An 18,564-nucleotide genomic window follows, 5' to 3' on the forward strand; every position below is an offset into this window, starting at 1 on the left:
AGATGAGGGATTTTATCTCGGAATAGATTTCAAACTGTCTGTTTATTCATCCCAAATTGAGGATTTCTATTATGAACTTTCTATTCGAAGAAAAACAAAAGCTCCTGCTTACAACCCTGTGCATGATATTTGCGTGGGGTGTAGCTTGTACTTCCACGAATGAGAAAAGTGAATATTTGGTACTCGAGGGTGCTATCCTCTATGATGGCACCGGTGGACAATCCATTGGAAACAGTGTGATTGTAATAAAAGGGGATACTATCAACTGTGTGGGAGGAGAAGGAGATTGCACAATACCGGGAGGGGCAACAGTGAAGGATGTCAGCGGTAAGTATATAACCCCCGGACTTATTGATTCCCATGTTCATTTCTTTCAGACCGGATTTTTTGACAGCCGTCCCGATGCCCTGGACCTTCGGGACACATTTCCGATGGGAGAGGTGATTGCATACCAGCAGCAACATCCCCAGCGGTATTATAATGCTTATTTATGTTCCGGTATAACCGGGGTGTATGATGTGGGCGGTATGAGCTGGTCGGTGCAACTGCAGCAGAGTGCCGAGAAAAATCCAAAAGCACCCCATGTTGCTGCCGCCGGTCCTTTGATTACTCCTGTAGCAGGTGCCCCTTTTGATCTGCCGTCGAATAAAGTGTTGGTTCATTTGGATTCCAAAGAAGCCGGTATCCAGACGGTACAGTACATGTCGGCTCTGGGTTCGACGGGTATTAAATTTTGGCAGTTGGATGCCGATAGTGAGGAGTATATGGAACGCGTGGAAGCAGTGGCCCAAGAGATTGAAAGGCAAGATAATAAGATGATTGCCCATGCTACTACGCTGAAGCAGGCCAAGGCCGCACTGGAAAATGGTACGAAGCTGCTGGTACACAGCGTACAGGACAAGGAGGTAGATCAAGAATTTATTGATCTGGCCAAGCGGGAGGAAACCCTCTATAATCCCACGCTTATTGTGGGTTCGGGCTATATGTTGGCCTACCGGGCCGCTGCAGGAATTGCTCCTTTTCCGTTTGAGGATCCTAACGGCTGCGTTGATCCCAAAACAAATAAGTTGCTGGCAAATGCCTCACAATTCAGTGAACATCCCAAGCTCACTGTAGATTTTAAAGAGCGTTTGAAATCCTTTGATCCGGTGTCGGATCGTGTGAGCGCTACAAATATGAAGAATCTGAAGAAAGTATATGAGGCGGGCATTCCCATTGTGGTGGGGACCGACGCTGGCAATCCGGGAACGCTGCACGGTGTCTCTATTTATGAGGAGATGGAGGCGATGCAAAAGGCGGGTATTCCTGCACGGGATCTCATTGTGATGGCTACAAAAAACGGGGCCATGGCGATGGAGCGGCTGGATGATTTCGGGACTCTTGAGCAGGGGAAATTGGCTAACCTAATTGTACTGGAGAATGATCCGGCCTCCGATATTGCCAACATGCGTTCCATTACTCACACCATGATCAAGGGAGCGATGAAGAATGTAGCGGAGTATTAGTTTCCTATATCTACTGGTAGTGTTCTAATCCGGAAGTGGGGAGAAGCAACCGCATAACGTTTATTTGTTCTTATTTAATGCCCGATCGCTTAGATGTTGTTCATAGAAGTTACTCTATCAGCGTTGTACTCCATACGGCTCATAGGTAAATTTGTGATCTTTTTATTTGAGAGTCAGCTTGTTACTTATTTTCTCTGAATTTGGACACTCGTTGTATCACAATATTCTTGCCCTCACTGAGGTCGCCCCCGCCCAAAATCTTTAAATATGCTTTAATTTCATCAACCATTGTTTGCCGTTTCGAAGCATTGAAGTAGGGATTCACATATTCTTTAATACTTCCGCCAATACGAGGTCCCCGGAGGGTGCCCAAGACATAACTCTCACCATATTTCGCATACTGGTATAACAAAAAGTCTGCATGATGTTGCCAAGATATTTCGAGATGCTCTTTACCACTATTATAGCTGGCCTGTTCTCCAACAGTGTTACAATCTGTACCGTTACAGTCTAACTGAGGGTTAAGAAACTTGTTGTCCATCTCCTGAGAAGTGTAAAATAGTTTTGATGCAGGAATAATATTACCTGAGGGAGTTAATGAAGAAGTATATACGTCGTCGGCATGTGGCATGCTCAGGTCAAGCGACGGGAAGTAGGGGCGGCTGTGTACGGCATTGGTACTGCCAAATTTTGTGTATGCATGTTCTACTGGAATATTAACACTCCGCAGTACGGCCGCATACAGGCCCGAAGTACCCCAGCAGCCCGCAGCCATATGTTTCTTTCCCGGCAGTGGGTATAATACTTTATCTGCAGGTGGAAATCCTTCGTAGCCAAATAGGTCAGATAACGTATCGTTTCCTGACCAGTGCCGTAAATGGGCCCGCATCCAATTTGTAAAAGCATATAACGTTTGTCGATGATTTTGCTTAATCATGTCATAGTTTTTAAGAAAACGGTAATTGATACGGGGATTCCACGGGGTAACTTTTCCCATGATAGATGTTGTAAAAGCATAACGGTCTTGATTAGAATCATAAACCATTAATTCTTTACTACTTAACAAGTTCTGCAACTCACTGTTGGAATATGTTTGGATGCTCCATGGCACCAAATTGTTTTTTTCTATCCACAGTGTTTGAGCTATATGCTGAATATAAATTTTCCAGGCGTCAGCCTTCGAAATTCGCCCGGATGAGAGGGAAGGAGGGGAGTCAAGTGCTTGAGATCGGCCGTTTTCTAATTTAATAATAGCATTACGGAGATCATTTTTTTGCGATTGCGACCAGTTGTTGTAGGATGATATTCCACCTGAATATTGCCATCTGATATTTGAAAAGATACTGCTGTTATTTAACAACGACTGGTAGGGTCCAAAAGAGGGGCCTGAGGGCAGAATTTCTTCGCGGGTATTATTAATGTTATTGGTTTCATCTGTAAACTGTTGCGTGTTTAATAGAACACGGACTTCCTTATTGCCGGTAATGGTAACAGGTTGGTTTGGGGATATCGTCGTATTTTGTCCGGGTACCAGGGATGGCATAGAAGGAGTAAAATCTGCTGCAACAGTTTCATTAACAATTACCCTTATGTCTACTGGAAGATTGGTTGGGGAGGATGTATTACCAACATTCTTAATAGTAATATTGAGCTCATTTGAACTATTGAGGTGTAAGTCACTAATAACAAAATCGGGTCCTGAAATAGCAGGAGGGGTTAGCGTTCGACTATAGGTATTTTGCAATTCATTTGATTCACTAATCTCATCATTGGTATCCAGGGCAACACCAATCCGGTATTTTGAAGATGCCAGTCGAAAGTTCGTTTCTAAGGTATATGGGGTGTTTGGGTTGCGAAAAGATTGATCAGATAGGTTCGCTAAACTATATGTGCCGATATTTTTTCCATTAATAAAAATCGCAAGGTTCCCTGTATTAGCCGGTATATTAGCTTGATCCTGATTTTCGAATGTTATTTCAAGTCGATTATTCGTGTTAAATGATAGATCAGTGGGTACGATATCAGGCTTGGTAGTACTACAGGATAGAAGGTGTACGGCACATATTGAGGCGATAAGAAAATAGTTAAGTGTTCTCATAAAAGACTGGTAGTAAATTTAATATCAGGATGAATGTTTAGACTTACAGTCATAATTGGCAGGTACGGGATCGTGGCCGCCCTCATGGTCAGGAGTACACCGGCTGATGCGCTCACGAGCCAACTGTATTCCTTTAAAAAGACCAAATTTCATAATTGCCTGGTAGGCATATTCCGAGCAGCTTGGGGTATACCGGCACCGCCGGGTTGTTTTCTTACCGGATAATAAATATTGATAGAGCCGAATTAACAGCAGGGCCGGCATCCCCAGCACTCTGCTGAAACCTCTTGATATTATTTGTGTAATTTGCCTTATAATCAGAAACGGTTTTTGGTAAGGCGGCACGAATACTACTTGTGGCAAGCCTTATTTGGGATTTGGAATATCAAATTTTTGAAGTAGGTCGCCGAGGCCCTCTTCATATGCCTGTTTTATCAACAGTTCCTCAATATTGGCGACATCCCGCCAGTGGTTCTCTTCCTTATTACGTGTTACTGTTAAAACCCCATTATTGATTCTGATCTGTTGCGGAAGCTCCAATTCTTGGGCCTTATTACGAGGCATAGTTACGGTAAAACCGTAGTATGATCCCAATTTGGGGGCGGGAGGGGGATTAGCTGCTTCTTTTCCAATTGCTGCATGAATCATTTCAGAGAATTCAGCAGCTAAGTCGTTTTCTAATGTAATTTTGGGATTGGGACGGCCCGAAAAAAGTCCCACAGTTGCCGTTATATTATCTTTATTTTCGTCTTTCATCAGTAAATAAGTTTAGTGATTAATAATATGATTGATTTGCGGCTCAATTAATAGTGACTTGTGATTTATCAACACAGAAACACCCGCAGAATAAAGTATAGTTACCTCGATCAGCAGTTTTAGGATTTGATATCAAGTTTCCGCTGTTATCCAGGTTCGTGGCGGGCGTACCACCCAACTTGTGTGACCATTTCCCATTTTGGTCTTTACGATACCAATGGTAATCAACGCCCGGCCAAATTACTAAGGCAACCTGATGCTGGCAGTCTTTACAACCGCAGCCTTCGTCACAATTGACGGGCTTAAGACCATCAGCGATGGCACCATTTTGTACCGCATCACAGTCTTCAAGGTCACCAGGGGATAAGGTAATGCCATGGGCGCGACCTGGTTGGGCGTAGGTATTGGTTTGTATGTCACACCCATAGTTATAGCAGTTGTTATTGTACTGTATACCGTTAGCGTCATTCCAAGCATTGGGCTCATATTCCGGTATACAGCGCTCAATCCAATTGGAGACACCATCGATGATTTTTTTAATAAGGTCTGATATTGAACTCATTGTATTTCTCTCTTTTTGGTTGAGTATAGCACTCTCTTATGTCTTGAAGTTGCTATACATTTTTATTTGATGAATTACATTGCTCCAGTTATCTCATACTCAATTTGATGGATCTATTGGTGCTAAAAGTACTTCTCCGTTTTTTTAGCATAAGCAGTCGGCAAATCATCTGCCTTGGTCTTGAACCCTTTTTCCATTCAAGTACACTAACGAATTGTATGTTATTCGTCAGGATATTTAGGGTATCGATGGAAGCAGAACACGAATCTCATTTAAATTTGATAGACAAGGTAGCTACATTCATTGAGTTAGTTCCCTTTATTCAGGTTGCTTCCTTGGTTGAACTAACAGGGAGACTCTTGATAACCTACACCTACAATTGTTAAAAAACTCTCTTTTAGTAACGAACTATTACCAATCTATAAAATCGCATTTCGAATAACAAGCTGTATTGCCGTTGCATAAATTTTGAATATGAAACAAAGAAGGTATTTAATAATTTACTTTCCGGGAACAGGTTATATTTCTATCTATTTTCAGGGAGTTTTGCAAAAATAGTCGCACCTTGTCATGCTGAACTTGTTTCAGCATCTCAGTTATTAACCTTGAAACCAAGATCCTGAACTGATTACTACTACGCCAAGGTGTAATCTGCCGAAACCCTTAGGTGTAGGTATGGCTTCGTAGCACAGGTTTAGGATGACATGCCGGTTTTGCAAAGCTCCCTTTTAGTTAAGTGAATCATGGGTTTGTTTGTAATGGGTTTAGTCTCCATGCTGGATCCAGATAAATTGTTCGCCATCAAAGTAAATAAGTCCCCCAATGCCATCCTCGGTTTGGATATGTACGGCTGGGTTTTTGAGTAGAATTTGCTCAGTTCCTTGAATGTCGCCATTCGAATTATAGGTTGTTTGATAGGTTTTTTCATTGGTAAAAATGGTCCATTTGTCAGCCCATTTAAAATCAGAACCTCCGGCTCCAAATGGATCTCCTGCTCCAACTATATGTTGATTGCCTGAACGTAAATAAAAGATCAGGCCGATTTTGTTTCCTTTCTCCTTATTTTTGACCGTAATAACGATGTCTTCGTTCCCATCCCCGTCAAAATCAGCTTCTAAAAATCTAGGAGTTAAGGAATCACTAATGTTTAGAAATGAGGATTGTTCTTGAAATTTTTGTTGAGCCCATTCGGGTAGATTTTGGGCAAAGGTCACATGCTGTATTGTTACAAAGATGAAAAGAAACAATAATCTCATTTTGTTTATTAATTTGGGATTAAAGATCGTAGCCAAGTATAACCATTACAATTTTATGCTGTTTATAGCATAGATTATTTACTATTGAAGATGAAATATATTCTAAATCTTATCTACTGATATATGATGGTATTTTCAACAGATCAAAGGAACAGCTGATGTAGGAGATACTCATTTAATTTCTGCTGAGATTGGCTGCGGGAGGGTATGTTGAATCTGTAGTAAAAAAGGATGCAGGTATTTGCTTCTCAATACCCAAAGGTATAGGTGTATTTGATCAGAATTGTGCGGTTGTTATTCAGGGGTTTCACGGGAGTATAACCAAACCTGTTGGTATTGAGATTTTCATTATAAACGATATAAAGGTCATTTCCCTCTTGGGGATTGTAGCGCAGCCTGAAGTTGGAGATAAATGCATCGGCAGCATTACTGAATTGGGCAAAGGTACTCACCGACAGTTCGGTATTAAAGAAATACTGTAAGCGGATACGTCCAATATGAGCTGTAAAATGGTCATCCCGATCAGGAAAACTAACCCGATTGATCTCATAATAGGGGTTGAGTTTGAAATGGGGAGAGAGACTCCAGTTTACCCCCAGGTTTCCTGTACCCCGGTATCCATCAAAAAATTGGCCACCGCCTAAATTCAACTTAACGGTAACTAAATCGGCCTCTGAAGTACTGAATGAGCCTTTAAAGTTATAAAAGCGGTAACCGCCTTTTGGGATGGTAATACGACCAAAGAGTTCAAAGCTCTCCGATAAGTTTTCATAACTCACGGAAGGTCCCAGATTGATAGAGTTTCCGTTTTTCCAGTTAGCATTCCAGCGCGGACCAATACTGGCAGATTGTGTAGATCCGTCAGTGTTATCAAAAAAGATAGATCCATTGAGAAACAAACGCTGGTTTACAAAAGGGGAGGAATCTTTCTCCGAGAACCAACCGTAGTAGATGTTATTACCCAATCGGCTGTAGTTCTCTCGTACTTCAAAACCTATACCGGGATTGTAAGCGGCACCAGAACGGGAATAGCTCAGACTGTAGCCCAATCGATCGATTCGCCGTGTTTCCCACTCAAGATGTACCCTGCTGTTGCCGGGAGAGGCAAAATTGTTGGCGTTGCCATTTTCAAAGGTCTGAGCAATGATGGCAGTCAGGTAGTTGTCATCGTTAATACGGATATTGCCGTCAAGGCCATAGGCATAGTTATAGGTGCCGTTATCCCCAATACGGCTGGTAAACATGGTGCCCAGAAATGAGTATTTGTTAAATATTTTGCGTCGCAACCTAAGCACCCCGAAGTTTTCGGAAGGGATATCAGGCCCCTGTCGGGCGGTCTGCATATTAATAAGCCCCAGGTCCCATTTGCCCAGTTGTCCCACTAGCCGGGCTCCTCCCAAGATTCGGACTTCTTCACCACTATTAATACCAATCCTGCGACTGTAAAACAGGCGGTTTGGACCACCAAAGCTAAAATTAAAAAGGCTGGCCCGTTCCTGGAAGAATTTCCGTTTTTCGGGGAAAAAGAGGGAAAATCGTGTTAGATTAACCTGTTGGTTATCGGCCTCAACCTGGGCAAAGTCAGTATTCACCGTAAGGTCCATGGTGAGATTGCTGGTAAGTCCATATTTAACATCCAGCCCTGCATCATAAGTAAATTCATCATCGCGGTAGTAGGCTGTTTCGGGGTCATTAAGCTGATGTTGTTGACTAAAACCGCCCAGCAGGTAAGGGGTGACATAGAATGGGCGCTGCTGATCCAGGTTTGTAAACTGTACTTTTCGGGCCAGCGAAGGTTTGTGTTGTCCCCACCAACCCCAGTCATTGGAAATAGCGGGAAAGATGGATGATTCTGATTTTCGCGCAATCCAGCGATGTGCAATAAGTCCCATGGTAACTGTACCGCTTTCTGTACTTTGGTAACGCAGGCTGCTAAAGGGAATGCGCATCTCGACAAACCAGCCCTCCCCGTTTTGAACTGTTTCGGCATCCCAAAACGTATTCCAGCTAGGATTAAGTGGAAAGTCTCCCTGTGCATCATTAAAGACCGTGAGATCTGTCAAGGCTCCACCGGGTGTAACATAAAAGCCGAGCATATTTTCGTTGTCATTGAAAGTATCAAGGAGGATAGCCAACCAGTCGTCAGTGGGAGAACCACTGTCTCGAGATAGGCCTGTGGTCTGTATCTTAGAGGGTTCAGAATCGTAGAGTCGGGCCCCGATATAGAGATAATCATCGGTATAACCAACCTTGATATCGGATTTTTCGGTAGGCTGTTGGCCCGATTCCGGCAGGTACATGGTCATAGGCAGGGGATCGATCTTCTGCCAGGCCGTTTCATCAGGCATCCCATCTAACTCAATAGAACCCTGTAGGCGGGGCAGGGTTATTGGGTCTGTAGTTTGTCCATAACTACCGGTTGACATGAATAATCCGGTTATTAGAGTGCATCCGAACAGTATTGATTTGCCAAAACCTACCATAAAATACCCAGTTTTATTTTATCTAATAGACTACATTTTTCTGATCAGTTTTGCAAAGGGTTACCAAATTTTGGTGCAAAAAGCACCAAAATTTGGTAACCCTTTGTATTTATCCTGCACATATACCTGATAAAATCGGTTTGGCGAATCTTTAGCATATGCTCCGCTGGTGGCATCGGGCCAGTTAATAGGGGTACCGAAACGGAGTTGATCATTGATCCGATTGTATAAAAAAATTTCACCTCGTATATCTCCCATCTGAGGCAGTACTTTTGAAGTTGCAATCAGATATGAAGAAAGTAGCTTTTCCAGTGCGTTAACAATATTATTGCGATCACCGCCATGCCCAGACCAGTCATTAACCATCAGTGACATGATGAGCAGCTCACTTCTATTTTCTGTTAAGAAGCTTTTGCATTCATCGAGCAGGGAAGAGAATGACTGGTATTCATCATCAATGTCAATACGATCCAGATCATATTTGTCGACTACTTCTGTTTTAAAATTTGACCAGCCGCCCTTATGATGTCCGCCCATGATAGTGAGCAGTACCGTCACTCCTTGTTTTTGTAGCTTTTGTACTTAGCCGTTGGTGAGCACTTCCATTAAGTTGGGATTGAGTGGCTGCTTAGTATTGGGGTCGTTATTTGCTTTTAGGTAGGGCCGTTTATTGAGTACCAGGTTACCAGCAAAAATACACACTATATTTATGACAGTACTGCCATTATCGAGGCGGTAGCATGTCGTTTCCAGGAACTGTCCAGGATCTTTGGGCGAAACATAAGCCATCGATAATCTCTCTTTTGGGTATCCGTCACATTGTGGAGCTTCACCATACCATGGTTTACCACTAAAGAATATCGCATCCACCTCCTTAAAAGGACCATACCTTTCATAAACAGGCCCCGCCAGAAAGAGCTCTTTGGGTTTTGAAGTGCTATTCGTTTAGCTTTTCCGGTGTCAGTTTGGCTCCCGGCGGATAAAATTATCCCAATTAGACTGGCTTTATTGAGCGACGTTCTTTTGTTTTGTCCAACCCATGATTGTGCCCTTTCAGATAGTGCCATTGAGACATTAATATTCAACTGTTGTTATAAGCAATAATCTGAAATGGTAAGCGCAAATCACTGATAACAGTATCTCTTTATATCTACAGGTAATATTGGGAAAAGAAAGATGGTATCCTATAGAGATTATATGGATCGTTATTCAAATAAAGAAGAAGTAGTTGGTACTTTATGTTTATGCAGCTGTTATAAAGAGCAATAAAAAGCTCTTATTTTGGGTAGGTAGTAATGGCGGCAGTAATTATCAAGAGTATCTCAAATTATGCAGGCCAAAAGGCATGAATATGGCTACTATAAACAGGCTAAATAAGGGTGGTATATTCTATTATTTTAGGAGGTTATCCACTCACGCGCATCGTCAATATTTTTGAATCCTTTAAACTGCCAGCTGGAGTTAAGGTTACGAGATTTCGATAGATGTTTGGCTATTTATTTATCAGTTGGGGACTAACTTTTTGTCAATCACTTACTGGGGACTATAATTGAGTTAACCCCAGCAGGTGTATAATGCCTATTATGAGGCATATTGCAGAACTTACGATCCAGAATAATATACTGTTACCAGGGAAATAGGGCATAAGAAGGAAGAAAAAAATACCTCGCCCTATGTAGATAGCAGTAATAATAGATAACCCTGTGCGTAACAGGGGTAGTTTTGGGATTAATCCGGTACCTGACAAAGCATATAACATCCATATGATAAATATAACTGTAATTATAGAGGTTATAACAGTTGGATACGCCATTCCCTTTTCTGCCATTTGAGCCATTTTCTCACCTGCCCCCAAAAACCTATACCAAGCTTCTCCAAATATGATACACCCTATATGGGATAGGGCAATAATACCATTACAGGTAGCCCCTAAGAACATGTACTTGTTTGTTCCTGATTTTATATTCATAAGTTGGTGCTTGATAGTTGTTTGATCCAATTTTGGATCTCCTAAATAGCCAGTTTCATTCTAAAAAGCCAGTCAATATTGGTGTATCGTTTTATGTCGCTTTTTGGAATTCTTGATCTTACTTGCAATTCATCTTTAGAGTATTAAGTTGCAAATACTGTTTTTGCTCATTATAGATAACTTATGTCATTTTGATGGGTATAAGTTCGATCAGTATCAGAAGCATCCCCTTTAATTTTTACATTTAAACTATTGTCATGAAGATGTTACTTGTTGTTACTACAATGTTTTTCTCTTTATTTGCCCACTCCGGTATTGAGTCAGAGGTAAAAAGGGTAAAGTCTACCGTTGATAAAGTTACAGTTTTTCGGTCCGGAGCAGAGGTTAGTCGAACAGCCATGATAGAGCTAGTTCCGGGTGTTAATAAAGTCGTTTTTACAAACTTAAGCAGTGTGCTAAATGAAAAATCAGTTACACTAACTACGGATACCCCCATCACCATTCTTTCACTGAGCAAACGTAAACGAAAAGTTCATTCTACAGTTCAGCTCGATTCTTTGGAGAAACAGCTGGCAAAGATAGAACATAAATTGAAGCTGAAGAATGCAGAAAAGAAGGTATTAGATTATGAGCTTGAGATTTTAATGGAAAACAAAAAACTGAAAGGGGATAAGGGAGCTATTTCTTCTTCTGAATTACAACAGACGATGGATTATTTCCGGGAGCGACTTAGTAAAATTGAGAAAGGAAAAATTGCATTGCAACAACAGGTCGATCAACTGCGTGCTCAACGTCGGCAACTTAGAAATCAAATGAACAAGATAAAGAGGCAAGAAAATCGACAGTTGGCAGAAATAGTTGCAGAGATTAAATCTGATTCTGAACAGAACGTCTCGGTAAACTTTTCATATTTTGTTTCCAGAGCCGGTTGGCAACCCAGTTACGATGTGAGAGTAAAGGATATTGCCAGTCCTATGGAAATGGTCTATAAGGCAAATATCAGGCAGTCGACCGGTATAGATTGGAAAAAGGCTGAGCTAACAATATCATCGGCAGACCCTACATTTAATTCTGCCATACCCCTGCTAAAAACAGACTATGTGGGTTTTTATACTCCAGTGCAATCTTATGCACCGAGATACAAAGGGAAAACAGACGATGCGTTAAATCTTCCTGATGCCGGGCAGTTAGGGATTTCAAGAGTTACAGGCCGAGTTGTGGATCAGGAGTCCGGTAAACCATTACCCGGTGTAAATATAACAACAGGAAGTGGAGCAACTGGCACCAGTACTGAACAGGATGGTAGTTTTCATATCTCGGTACCCTCAGATGCAAAAACGCTGCAATTTAGCTTTATTGGATATAGCAAAAAACGAATACCTATTCGCAGGAATATGAATGTTCGTTTGGACCATGACATTCAGGGGCTGAATGAGGTAGTGGTTAGCGGTTATGCGAAGGATGCTCAAAGTGCCAGAAAGGCTGAAAAAAACATCCGACCGGTAAAAACAACGACAGCCAGTACCCAAACTTCATTTAGCTTTACGATCAAACAACCATATACCATAAGTGGTGATGGAAAATCAAAAACAGTTGCTGTTAAAGAGTATAATTTACCGGCAGACTATAGATATTATGCTGTACCTAAAAAGCGAGAAATTGCCTTTCTAACAGCCCGGCTAACCAATTGGGAAGAACTCAATCTGTTGCCCGGGCAAACCAATCTTTATTTTGGGCAAACTTTTGTGGGGCAGTCAACACTGTCACCCCAAACAGCAGGAGACACCCTGCGGTTTTCACTTGGTAAAGATGAAGCGATAAGCGTTGAACGGAAGCAGGTGAAAACGTTTTCCGAAAAGAATTTCTTTGGAAGAAAAGTCAAAGAAACCAAAGCATGGGAGCTGTTGATTAAAAATAACAAAAGTCAACCCATTCAGCTGGAGTTAGTAGACCAGATTCCAGTATCAAGAAATGAAGAAATTGCTGTTTCACTGCATAAGCATTCACAGGGACTTCTGGAAAAAGCTACAGGGCAAATAACCTGGCAACTGGGTTTGAAGCCGCAAGAAACCCAAAAAAGACAGCTTCGATATACATTGGAATATCCTGCTAAGAAAACTTTAGAGCATAACTAACTACTCTATATTCATTCTTCGAGCCAGCCGGTGAATTTTGATCGCGGCCAGGGATTGTCCATCCATGAGGTATCGGGGAGAGGAAGCTCTGATGCCTCTTTAACGGTGAGCCACCCTGATGAGGGTAGGGGGAAAGAAGATTGACTGCCTCGTTGGGTAATCCAGCTGATCCGCCCGTTTTGTTCACTGGCCTCAGCTACATCGAGTGTGAGGCGGCAATCTTGGGCTACATAGTCCAACACTTTTTGATGTTCACCATCTTTCCAGAGTTGAGGGGCAACTGAACCGTCCACATCTGCCGGTTTGCTGATGCCAATGGCTTTTGCTGCAGCATTGAGCCCGATAGGAAATCCTTTGCCGCAAAAGAAATGGTACATCATATCCACATGATTACGAGCCAGACTACGACAACTGTTCCATTGTCCGGACTCTTCGGCCAGAATATCAAAATCAAAACCCAGCCCGTTATGGGTAACGATAGTATATCCTTCTTCAACTTTTGATTCCAGGTGTTTGATAAAGGCAAACAGATCTTGGGGAGACATTTTTGGGGCGGGGGAATCATTGGAGAGCTTCGAATAGAACACTTCGGGTTCATCGTTATCGGTACACCAGGTAGCCGCACAACTTATGCCCAGTGGACGATGAGCATGGAGATCGTCAAAATCTTCGGGCAATATTTTTGCCGTTTCAATATCAAATGCCAGGTATCGGTGGTTCATAAATCTGTTGTTCTGTGGATATCAACAGTTACCTGTCTCAGGGCCCTGCTGTCAGTCCAGTTCATTTTTTGTATAGCATACCATTTGTAAGCTTTAGAAGCAAAGCGAAAGCACTACCGTTGATTGCTACACCTTATAGCCGATACTACTAATCAAAAATATGTTTTTCATAGTCAGCCCACCATTTTGGAATATCTATTTTGGGTTTACGACAAATATAGAGTGGTATTCCATTTTCCTCATCGATAGCATATTCGTGGGATATCATTGTTACAAGGGTTATCTCCTCGAAAACCTCTGTCAATACTTCTTTTTCATTGCCTATGCTGATCCATACGTTTGCATCTGGATTTTGATATCCCCAAAGCCAAAAGCTGCCGTGTCGACTTATAGGGTCAGGTAAACCGTATTGGTCACCCAGAATCTTTATTGCACCGGCTTCACCATAGTTTTCGGCCCAGATAATGGCATTCTTTTTATCCTCAGCAGACAACGAGCGGTAAACACTGTCTACCAATTGTACCTGTTCAGGCCATCCGAACATATCAGCATAATCACTTGTCAGTTCCACACGCCCATCTTGTACTTTTTTATCACTATATGAGATATGTTGTTCAATTGGTAGTACAGGAATCGACTCAGGAATAAATGGGAGAGAAGGTAATAAAATGAATGCTGCTAACGCATAGCTCCAATTTATGTTAATTTGCTTTAGCCACTGTTCAGCTTTTACGGCACCGGCAGCAAATAATACAGGATAAGCACCAAAAAAATAGTAGCTCTTGGACTGAAAAATCCACAGTAGAGAAAAGATAACAACAATTGCGATACCTACAGTTCGATAATATTGCAAATGTTTATCTCGAAAAAATACAATAAAACCAATTAAAGAGATGGCAAAGGTAAAGGGATATTTCAGTTGGTCCAGTCCAAATTCGAAAACGTTATGTTCGCCTAGCTGAGTTGACTGTAACTCAGAGAGATGACGCAAAATGGGCCAGTCGTATTGAGATTGCCACAGAATATTGGGTAAGAATATAACCAAGGCCGTAAGGGCAGCTCCATATAGAGCAGGTCTTTTATATATGCGAGCTTTGTTATGGAATACAAATGCAATGGCTAATGCGAATCCCCATATTAACATAGTGTATTTATTCATCAGCCCTATTCCACCAATTACTCCCAGAAGGTATAGCAGATATGTTTTGTTGGTATTCAGATACTTGAGTAGTACAAAAAAACCGAGGACCCAAAAAAACTGGTTGAATGCAACCGGTTGAAATAGCATGTGATTTCGATAATAGGGTAAAAAGGCCAGTACACATAGCCCGGCCAAGATAACGGCCCATCGTTTGCCTCCCATCTCTTTAGCCATATAACAACACAGTACTAAAATAGCAGTACCAGCAAGGGTCGGGAATAATCGCATTCCCATTAGAGAATAGTCGAATAACAGGTAGCTAAGATTGCCCACCAATCCGATGAAGGGGGGAAATTCCATAAAACCCCAATCCAGATGTTCACTAACTGACAGGTGCAAGAGTTCATCTCTGTGAAATCCATAATTTTGATTTCCAAACCAGTGGATAACCAGTTTGAACAGACACAATATTGAAATTAATGGCCAATACTTTTTCAAAATTATTGATGAAGTGTAAATGGTCTATTTCTACAGATCTATGTTTTATTCGGAGAATATAGAGAAAGGTTTCAGTTTTTGATTAAGAGTTATAATCTACTGAGAGATACAATTTAAGAATATAGCAGATGCTTAAATATGGTATTGGGAATGTATTAAAACCGAAATGAAGTTTGTAAAGTTAGCTTATAAAAGCTGCAGGTGAGCCTGGGCTCGTTTAGTTTCCGTATCCGGAATAGAGTTGATCTCCTGAATACTTTTGATGTAGTGTGCTGGTAAGTCGTGTTCTTTGGCCCCCGCAACAACCAGCGATTTATACCAATTATAAGGGGAAAGGGTATCATCGATGTACGATTCTTTGGCACGGTAGGTAAAAACGTCGAAAACACCTGCATGGGTTTCCACATCTATGCGGACATTCTTGTACCCCTTGCCTTCAATGCGGTCGAGAGTAGACTTCTGTATGTCATCGATCTGAAATATAACACCATAGGTGATAAAATCTTCAGAGGAGGCAAGGTTACATTTTGCGGATCCATCGCTACCGACTTTATTAAATGCCAGTTGATGGCCCGGTAGAGCAGCAATGGTAACCGTTACCATAGATGGCACTCTCTTTTTTAGTCTTTTGCTACACATATTTGAACCATAGGCAAAATAAAGCATAGATTCTTAGGTCTATTCTTTTTGAAAATAGTTTTCCAACAGTGTGCTCCCTTCATCTATCAACTGTTGATAATACTGCTCGGTAAATAAAAGAATGAATTTTTCTTCTTTTTCATTCAATGCAACTGTTCATAAGTGATAACGATGATGGTTGCGTTTATTAAGAACGGATTACATTAAACAGTGACGATACCTGTTTTTCTTTCTGAGGGTTAAATAATTAGCAAGGGGTCAAATTAGAAGTTTTAAAACCAGATCTCAGAGGCAGAATCTGAATGGGGGTTGTCTGGTAACTCAGTTGAAAAACAAGCACAACCCCATCTCTCGTCGGACGACTGGTATTGTCGTCCGGCGAATGATATAAAGCAGGATTTTGAAAGATTTTTTATGACCCACCCTTGATCCCTTCCTAATCCTTAGGGAGTGAACCCCCTTTCTCTGACAAAATCAGGCCATTCCGAGGGAAGCGTTGGTTTTGAAATTTAAAAGCAATGTCATCCTGAACCATGTACTGAGTATATCAACCGAAGCCTTGGCATAGGTTGACCTGCCGAAGTATCTCTTTCAGGATCTCCTTGAAAAGGATTGCGTAGCAGCTAAGAGCAAAGAAAAATCCCTTCGGGGAGTGGTGCCGAGGTACGGGGTGGGGTGGGCCTATTGACTTAATAAAGATAACAAGGATCGCCTCCCATATTGATGGCCGTTTACGATTTGTGAGAGTATAGTGTTAAATAGCTGGAATAAGTCTCCACTAAATGTGTTGTCCATTTTTTGTCAGCAAAAAATAGACCACGTCGAACGGGGCACAGCGAAAAAACTGCTGGGGGAATCGTAGATTTTGTTCAAGTTTAAAAAATAAGATCGCGTACTGCTCTATCCCGGTAGTTGCTGCTGGCAAGTTTTTCCCGCGATTCCCCCAGACCCCCCGATTGAAAAAACATGTTATTCCGAGAGGAGTGTAGCGGAGTCGGGGATATCTCACAGAATAAGTTCGTCTAGCGTCAAAAAAAGCGTTCATGCATTACCCAAATCATTTCAGGTAGATTGTTTCACTTTATTCGCAATGACAGGCGTTGATAACAGGATGAAGGTGAGAGAAGCCTTTCGGTTTACCATAATGAATAAATGTTTATTAATATAGAGAACTAGATGAACGTTATTAGTAGACAATAACGAGAAGAATGCTAAAAGTCTATTAGAGCTGGATACACTTTTGAAATTACTCTTAGCAGATAGCGCTGATATCAGAATTAATCTAATATTTATATGCATATTCATATATGCTTCATAATAAATTGATTGGTTCTATCCCTTAACAGTGTTAACCCGTAGGCTAAAATCTGGTTATGGAAGATCTGCTCGCTGCCCGTTTACAAATGGCTGTTTCGCTTGGCTTTCACATCATTTTTGCATGCATCGGTATGGCCATGCCGTTTTTAATGGCCATCGCCGAATATCAATGGATAAAAACCGGGCGGCAGGTGTATCGCGACCTGGCCAAGGCCTGGTCCAAGGGAGTGGCCATTTTCTTTGCAACGGGGGCCGTTTCGGGGACAGTGCTCTCCTTTGAGTTGGGGCTGTTGTGGCCCACCTTTATGGAACATGCCGGACCTATTTTTGGGATGCCGTTTTCTTGGGAAGGCACAGCCTTTTTTGTAGAGGCGATTGCTCTTGGGTTGTTTTTATATGGCTGGGATAAACTCCGTCCCTGGGTGCACTGGGGTACGGGATTAGTTGTGGGAATATCGGGCGTGGCTTCGGGTATCTTCGTAGTTGCCGCCAACGCCTGGATGAACAGCCCCGCCGGTTTCGACTGGGTAAACGGGGAGGCCATAAATATTGATCCCGTTGCAGCTATGTTTAATGACGCCTGGTTTTCGCAGGCCCTGCATATGACGCTGGCGGCTTTTGTGGCAACGGGCTTTGCCGTAGCCGGCCTGCATGCGTTGCTATTGCTCAAAGACCGGAATAACCTCTTCCATCAGAAAGCATTTAAAATTGCGCTGCTTGTAGGCGGTATTGCAGCTATCTTGCAGCCGCTGAGTGGTGATTATGCAGCAAAAGATGTAGCCGAACGTCAGCCGGCAAAACTGGCAGCTATGGAGGGACATTTTAAAACCTCACAGCCGGCCCCACTGATTTTGGGTGGCATTCCCGATGAAGAAGCAGAAGAGGTAGACTATGCGATTGAAATTCCCTATATGCTCAGTTTTTTGGCCCATGGTGATTTTGATGCCGAGGTTACCGGTCTTGATAAAATCCCGCGGGAGGAGTGGCCGCCGGTGCTGATTACTCATATTGCCTTCCAGGTTATGGTTGGCACAGGCGTGTTGATGATGCTCGTAGGCCTGCTGTACTTCTACTTTCTGTGGCGAAAGAATGAGCTCATTCAAAGACGGTGGTTTTTGTGGTTAGTGGGCATCTGTACGCCGCTGGGATTTATTGCCGTTGAGGCCGGGTGGACCGTCACCGAGGTGGGACGCCAGCCATGGATTATCTATGGAATTATGAAAACAGAAGAGGCACTGTCGCCTATGCCCGGGCTGCGCTACTCTTTTTACATGATTACTGTGCTGTACCTGCTGCTTACTGCGGTTGTCAGCTGGCTAATGTACCGGCAGATTATCACCTTGAGTGATCGCTATGAATCCGCACATTAAATTACGAATTAGGAATTTTGTAATTAGGAATTGCGAGCACAGATAAAATATAATTTGATGAAAGACGGTGAAGGCAACTGACTAATGTTAACTGCAAACTGATGAACTGTTCA

At 42.2% G+C, this 18,564-nt stretch carries 15 protein-coding genes; 3 read left to right on the forward strand and 12 right to left on the reverse strand.

All coding sequences use genetic code 11. The features are described from left to right. The first annotated feature begins 71 nt into the window (after positions 1–71). Positions 72–1,505, forward strand: a complete 1,434-nt coding sequence (locus G3569_RS16185) for an amidohydrolase family protein (protein WP_165271116.1) — start codon at positions 72–74, stop codon at positions 1,503–1,505. Positions 1,506–1,686: 181 nt separating this feature from the next. Here G3569_RS16185 and G3569_RS16190 read toward each other — a convergent pair whose 3' ends face one another. From G3569_RS16190 to G3569_RS16230, 9 genes are all read right to left on the reverse strand, one after another. Continuing rightward, the gene (locus G3569_RS16190; protein WP_165271118.1) at positions 1,687–3,603 is read right to left on the reverse strand and encodes a CARDB domain-containing protein; all 1,917 of its coding nucleotides are present in this window, start codon (positions 3,601–3,603) and stop codon (positions 1,687–1,689) included. 24 nt (positions 3,604–3,627) lie between these two features. Next, the gene (gene yidD / locus G3569_RS16195) at positions 3,628–3,966 is read right to left on the reverse strand and encodes a membrane protein insertion efficiency factor YidD (RefSeq protein ID WP_205720253.1); all 339 of its coding nucleotides are present in this window, start codon (positions 3,964–3,966) and stop codon (positions 3,628–3,630) included. A gap of 3 nt (positions 3,967–3,969) precedes the next feature. Next, entirely contained in the window at positions 3,970–4,359 is a 390-nt protein-coding gene (locus G3569_RS16200; RefSeq protein ID WP_165271120.1) for a hypothetical protein, read from the reverse strand. Positions 4,360–4,402: 43 nt separating this feature from the next. Then, entirely contained in the window at positions 4,403–4,921 is a 519-nt protein-coding gene (locus G3569_RS16205; protein ID WP_165271122.1) for a hypothetical protein, read from the reverse strand. Positions 4,922–5,685: 764 nt separating this feature from the next. Beyond that, on the reverse strand, positions 5,686–6,177 hold the full coding sequence (locus G3569_RS16210; protein ID WP_165271124.1) for a hypothetical protein: 492 nt from the start codon (positions 6,175–6,177) through the stop codon (positions 5,686–5,688). 248 nt (positions 6,178–6,425) lie between these two features. Beyond that, complete coding sequence (locus G3569_RS16215; RefSeq protein ID WP_165271126.1) at positions 6,426–8,603, reverse strand: carbohydrate binding family 9 domain-containing protein; 2,178 nt, start codon at positions 8,601–8,603, stop codon at positions 6,426–6,428. Between the two features lie 117 nt (positions 8,604–8,720). Continuing rightward, the gene (locus G3569_RS16220) at positions 8,721–9,218 is read right to left on the reverse strand and encodes a PI-PLC domain-containing protein (RefSeq protein WP_165271128.1); all 498 of its coding nucleotides are present in this window, start codon (positions 9,216–9,218) and stop codon (positions 8,721–8,723) included. Between the two features lie 24 nt (positions 9,219–9,242). Then, entirely contained in the window at positions 9,243–9,449 is a 207-nt protein-coding gene (locus tag G3569_RS16225; protein WP_165271130.1) for a hypothetical protein, read from the reverse strand. Positions 9,450–10,203: 754 nt separating this feature from the next. Further along, positions 10,204–10,629, reverse strand: coding sequence for a hypothetical protein (locus G3569_RS16230; RefSeq protein ID WP_205720254.1), 426 nt, complete (start codon positions 10,627–10,629; stop codon positions 10,204–10,206). Between the two features lie 257 nt (positions 10,630–10,886). On the opposite strand from G3569_RS16230, the gene G3569_RS16235 reads away from it, so the two are divergent. Then, on the forward strand, positions 10,887–12,764 hold the full coding sequence (locus tag G3569_RS16235; protein WP_165271132.1) for a DUF4139 domain-containing protein: 1,878 nt from the start codon (positions 10,887–10,889) through the stop codon (positions 12,762–12,764). Between the two features lie 11 nt (positions 12,765–12,775). Here the strand turns inward: G3569_RS16235 and G3569_RS16240 are convergent, their stop codons facing one another. The 3 genes from G3569_RS16240 to G3569_RS16250 form a co-directional block, all read right to left on the reverse strand. Further along, positions 12,776–13,486 (reverse strand): ribonuclease H-like domain-containing protein, encoded by a 711-nt coding sequence (locus tag G3569_RS16240; RefSeq protein WP_165271134.1) that lies wholly within the window; start codon positions 13,484–13,486, stop codon positions 12,776–12,778. Between the two features lie 148 nt (positions 13,487–13,634). After that, positions 13,635–14,987 carry an ArnT family glycosyltransferase gene (locus G3569_RS16245; RefSeq protein ID WP_205720255.1) on the reverse strand — a complete coding sequence of 451 codons (1,353 nt, stop codon included), beginning with the start codon at positions 14,985–14,987 and terminating at the stop codon, positions 13,635–13,637. A 324-nt stretch (positions 14,988–15,311) separates the two neighbouring features. After that, entirely contained in the window at positions 15,312–15,791 is a 480-nt protein-coding gene (locus G3569_RS16250; RefSeq protein WP_165271137.1) for a gamma-glutamylcyclotransferase family protein, read from the reverse strand. A gap of 1,346 nt (positions 15,792–17,137) precedes the next feature. Between G3569_RS16250 and G3569_RS16255 the strand changes: the two genes are divergently transcribed. Next, entirely contained in the window at positions 17,138–18,451 is a 1,314-nt protein-coding gene (locus G3569_RS16255; RefSeq protein WP_165271138.1) for a cytochrome ubiquinol oxidase subunit I, read from the forward strand. Positions 18,452–18,564 lie beyond the last annotated feature (113 nt).

Source organism: Fodinibius halophilus, assembly GCF_011059105.1.
GTDB classification, from domain to species: Bacteria; Bacteroidota; Rhodothermia; order Balneolales; family Balneolaceae; genus Fodinibius; species Fodinibius halophilus.

Bases quoted from the DNA above. Each gene is read 5' to 3' on its own strand.
- G3569_RS16185 (WP_165271116.1), top strand. From the start codon at position 72: ATGAACTTTCTATTCGAAGAAAAACAAAAGCTCCTGCTTACAACCCTG.
- G3569_RS16190 (WP_165271118.1), bottom strand. From the start codon at position 3,603: ATGAGAACACTTAACTATTTTCTTATCGCCTCAATATGTGCCGTACAC.
- G3569_RS16200 (WP_165271120.1), bottom strand. From the start codon at position 4,359: ATGAAAGACGAAAATAAAGATAATATAACGGCAACTGTGGGACTTTTT.
- G3569_RS16205 (WP_165271122.1), bottom strand. From the start codon at position 4,921: ATGAGTTCAATATCAGACCTTATTAAAAAAATCATCGATGGTGTCTCC.
- G3569_RS16210 (WP_165271124.1), bottom strand. From the start codon at position 6,177: ATGAGATTATTGTTTCTTTTCATCTTTGTAACAATACAGCATGTGACC.
- G3569_RS16215 (WP_165271126.1), bottom strand. From the start codon at position 8,603: ATGTCAACCGGTAGTTATGGACAAACTACAGACCCAATAACCCTGCCC.
- G3569_RS16225 (WP_165271130.1), bottom strand. From the start codon at position 9,449: ATGGCTTATGTTTCGCCCAAAGATCCTGGACAGTTCCTGGAAACGACA.
- G3569_RS16230 (WP_205720254.1), bottom strand. From the start codon at position 10,629: ATGAATATAAAATCAGGAACAAACAAGTACATGTTCTTAGGGGCTACC.
- G3569_RS16235 (WP_165271132.1), top strand. From the start codon at position 10,887: ATGAAGATGTTACTTGTTGTTACTACAATGTTTTTCTCTTTATTTGCC.
- G3569_RS16240 (WP_165271134.1), bottom strand. From the start codon at position 13,486: ATGAACCACCGATACCTGGCATTTGATATTGAAACGGCAAAAATATTG.
- G3569_RS16245 (WP_205720255.1), bottom strand. From the start codon at position 14,987: ATGGAATTTCCCCCCTTCATCGGATTGGTGGGCAATCTTAGCTACCTG.
- G3569_RS16250 (WP_165271137.1), bottom strand. From the start codon at position 15,791: ATGCTTTATTTTGCCTATGGTTCAAATATGTGTAGCAAAAGACTAAAA.
- G3569_RS16255 (WP_165271138.1), top strand. From the start codon at position 17,138: ATGGAAGATCTGCTCGCTGCCCGTTTACAAATGGCTGTTTCGCTTGGC.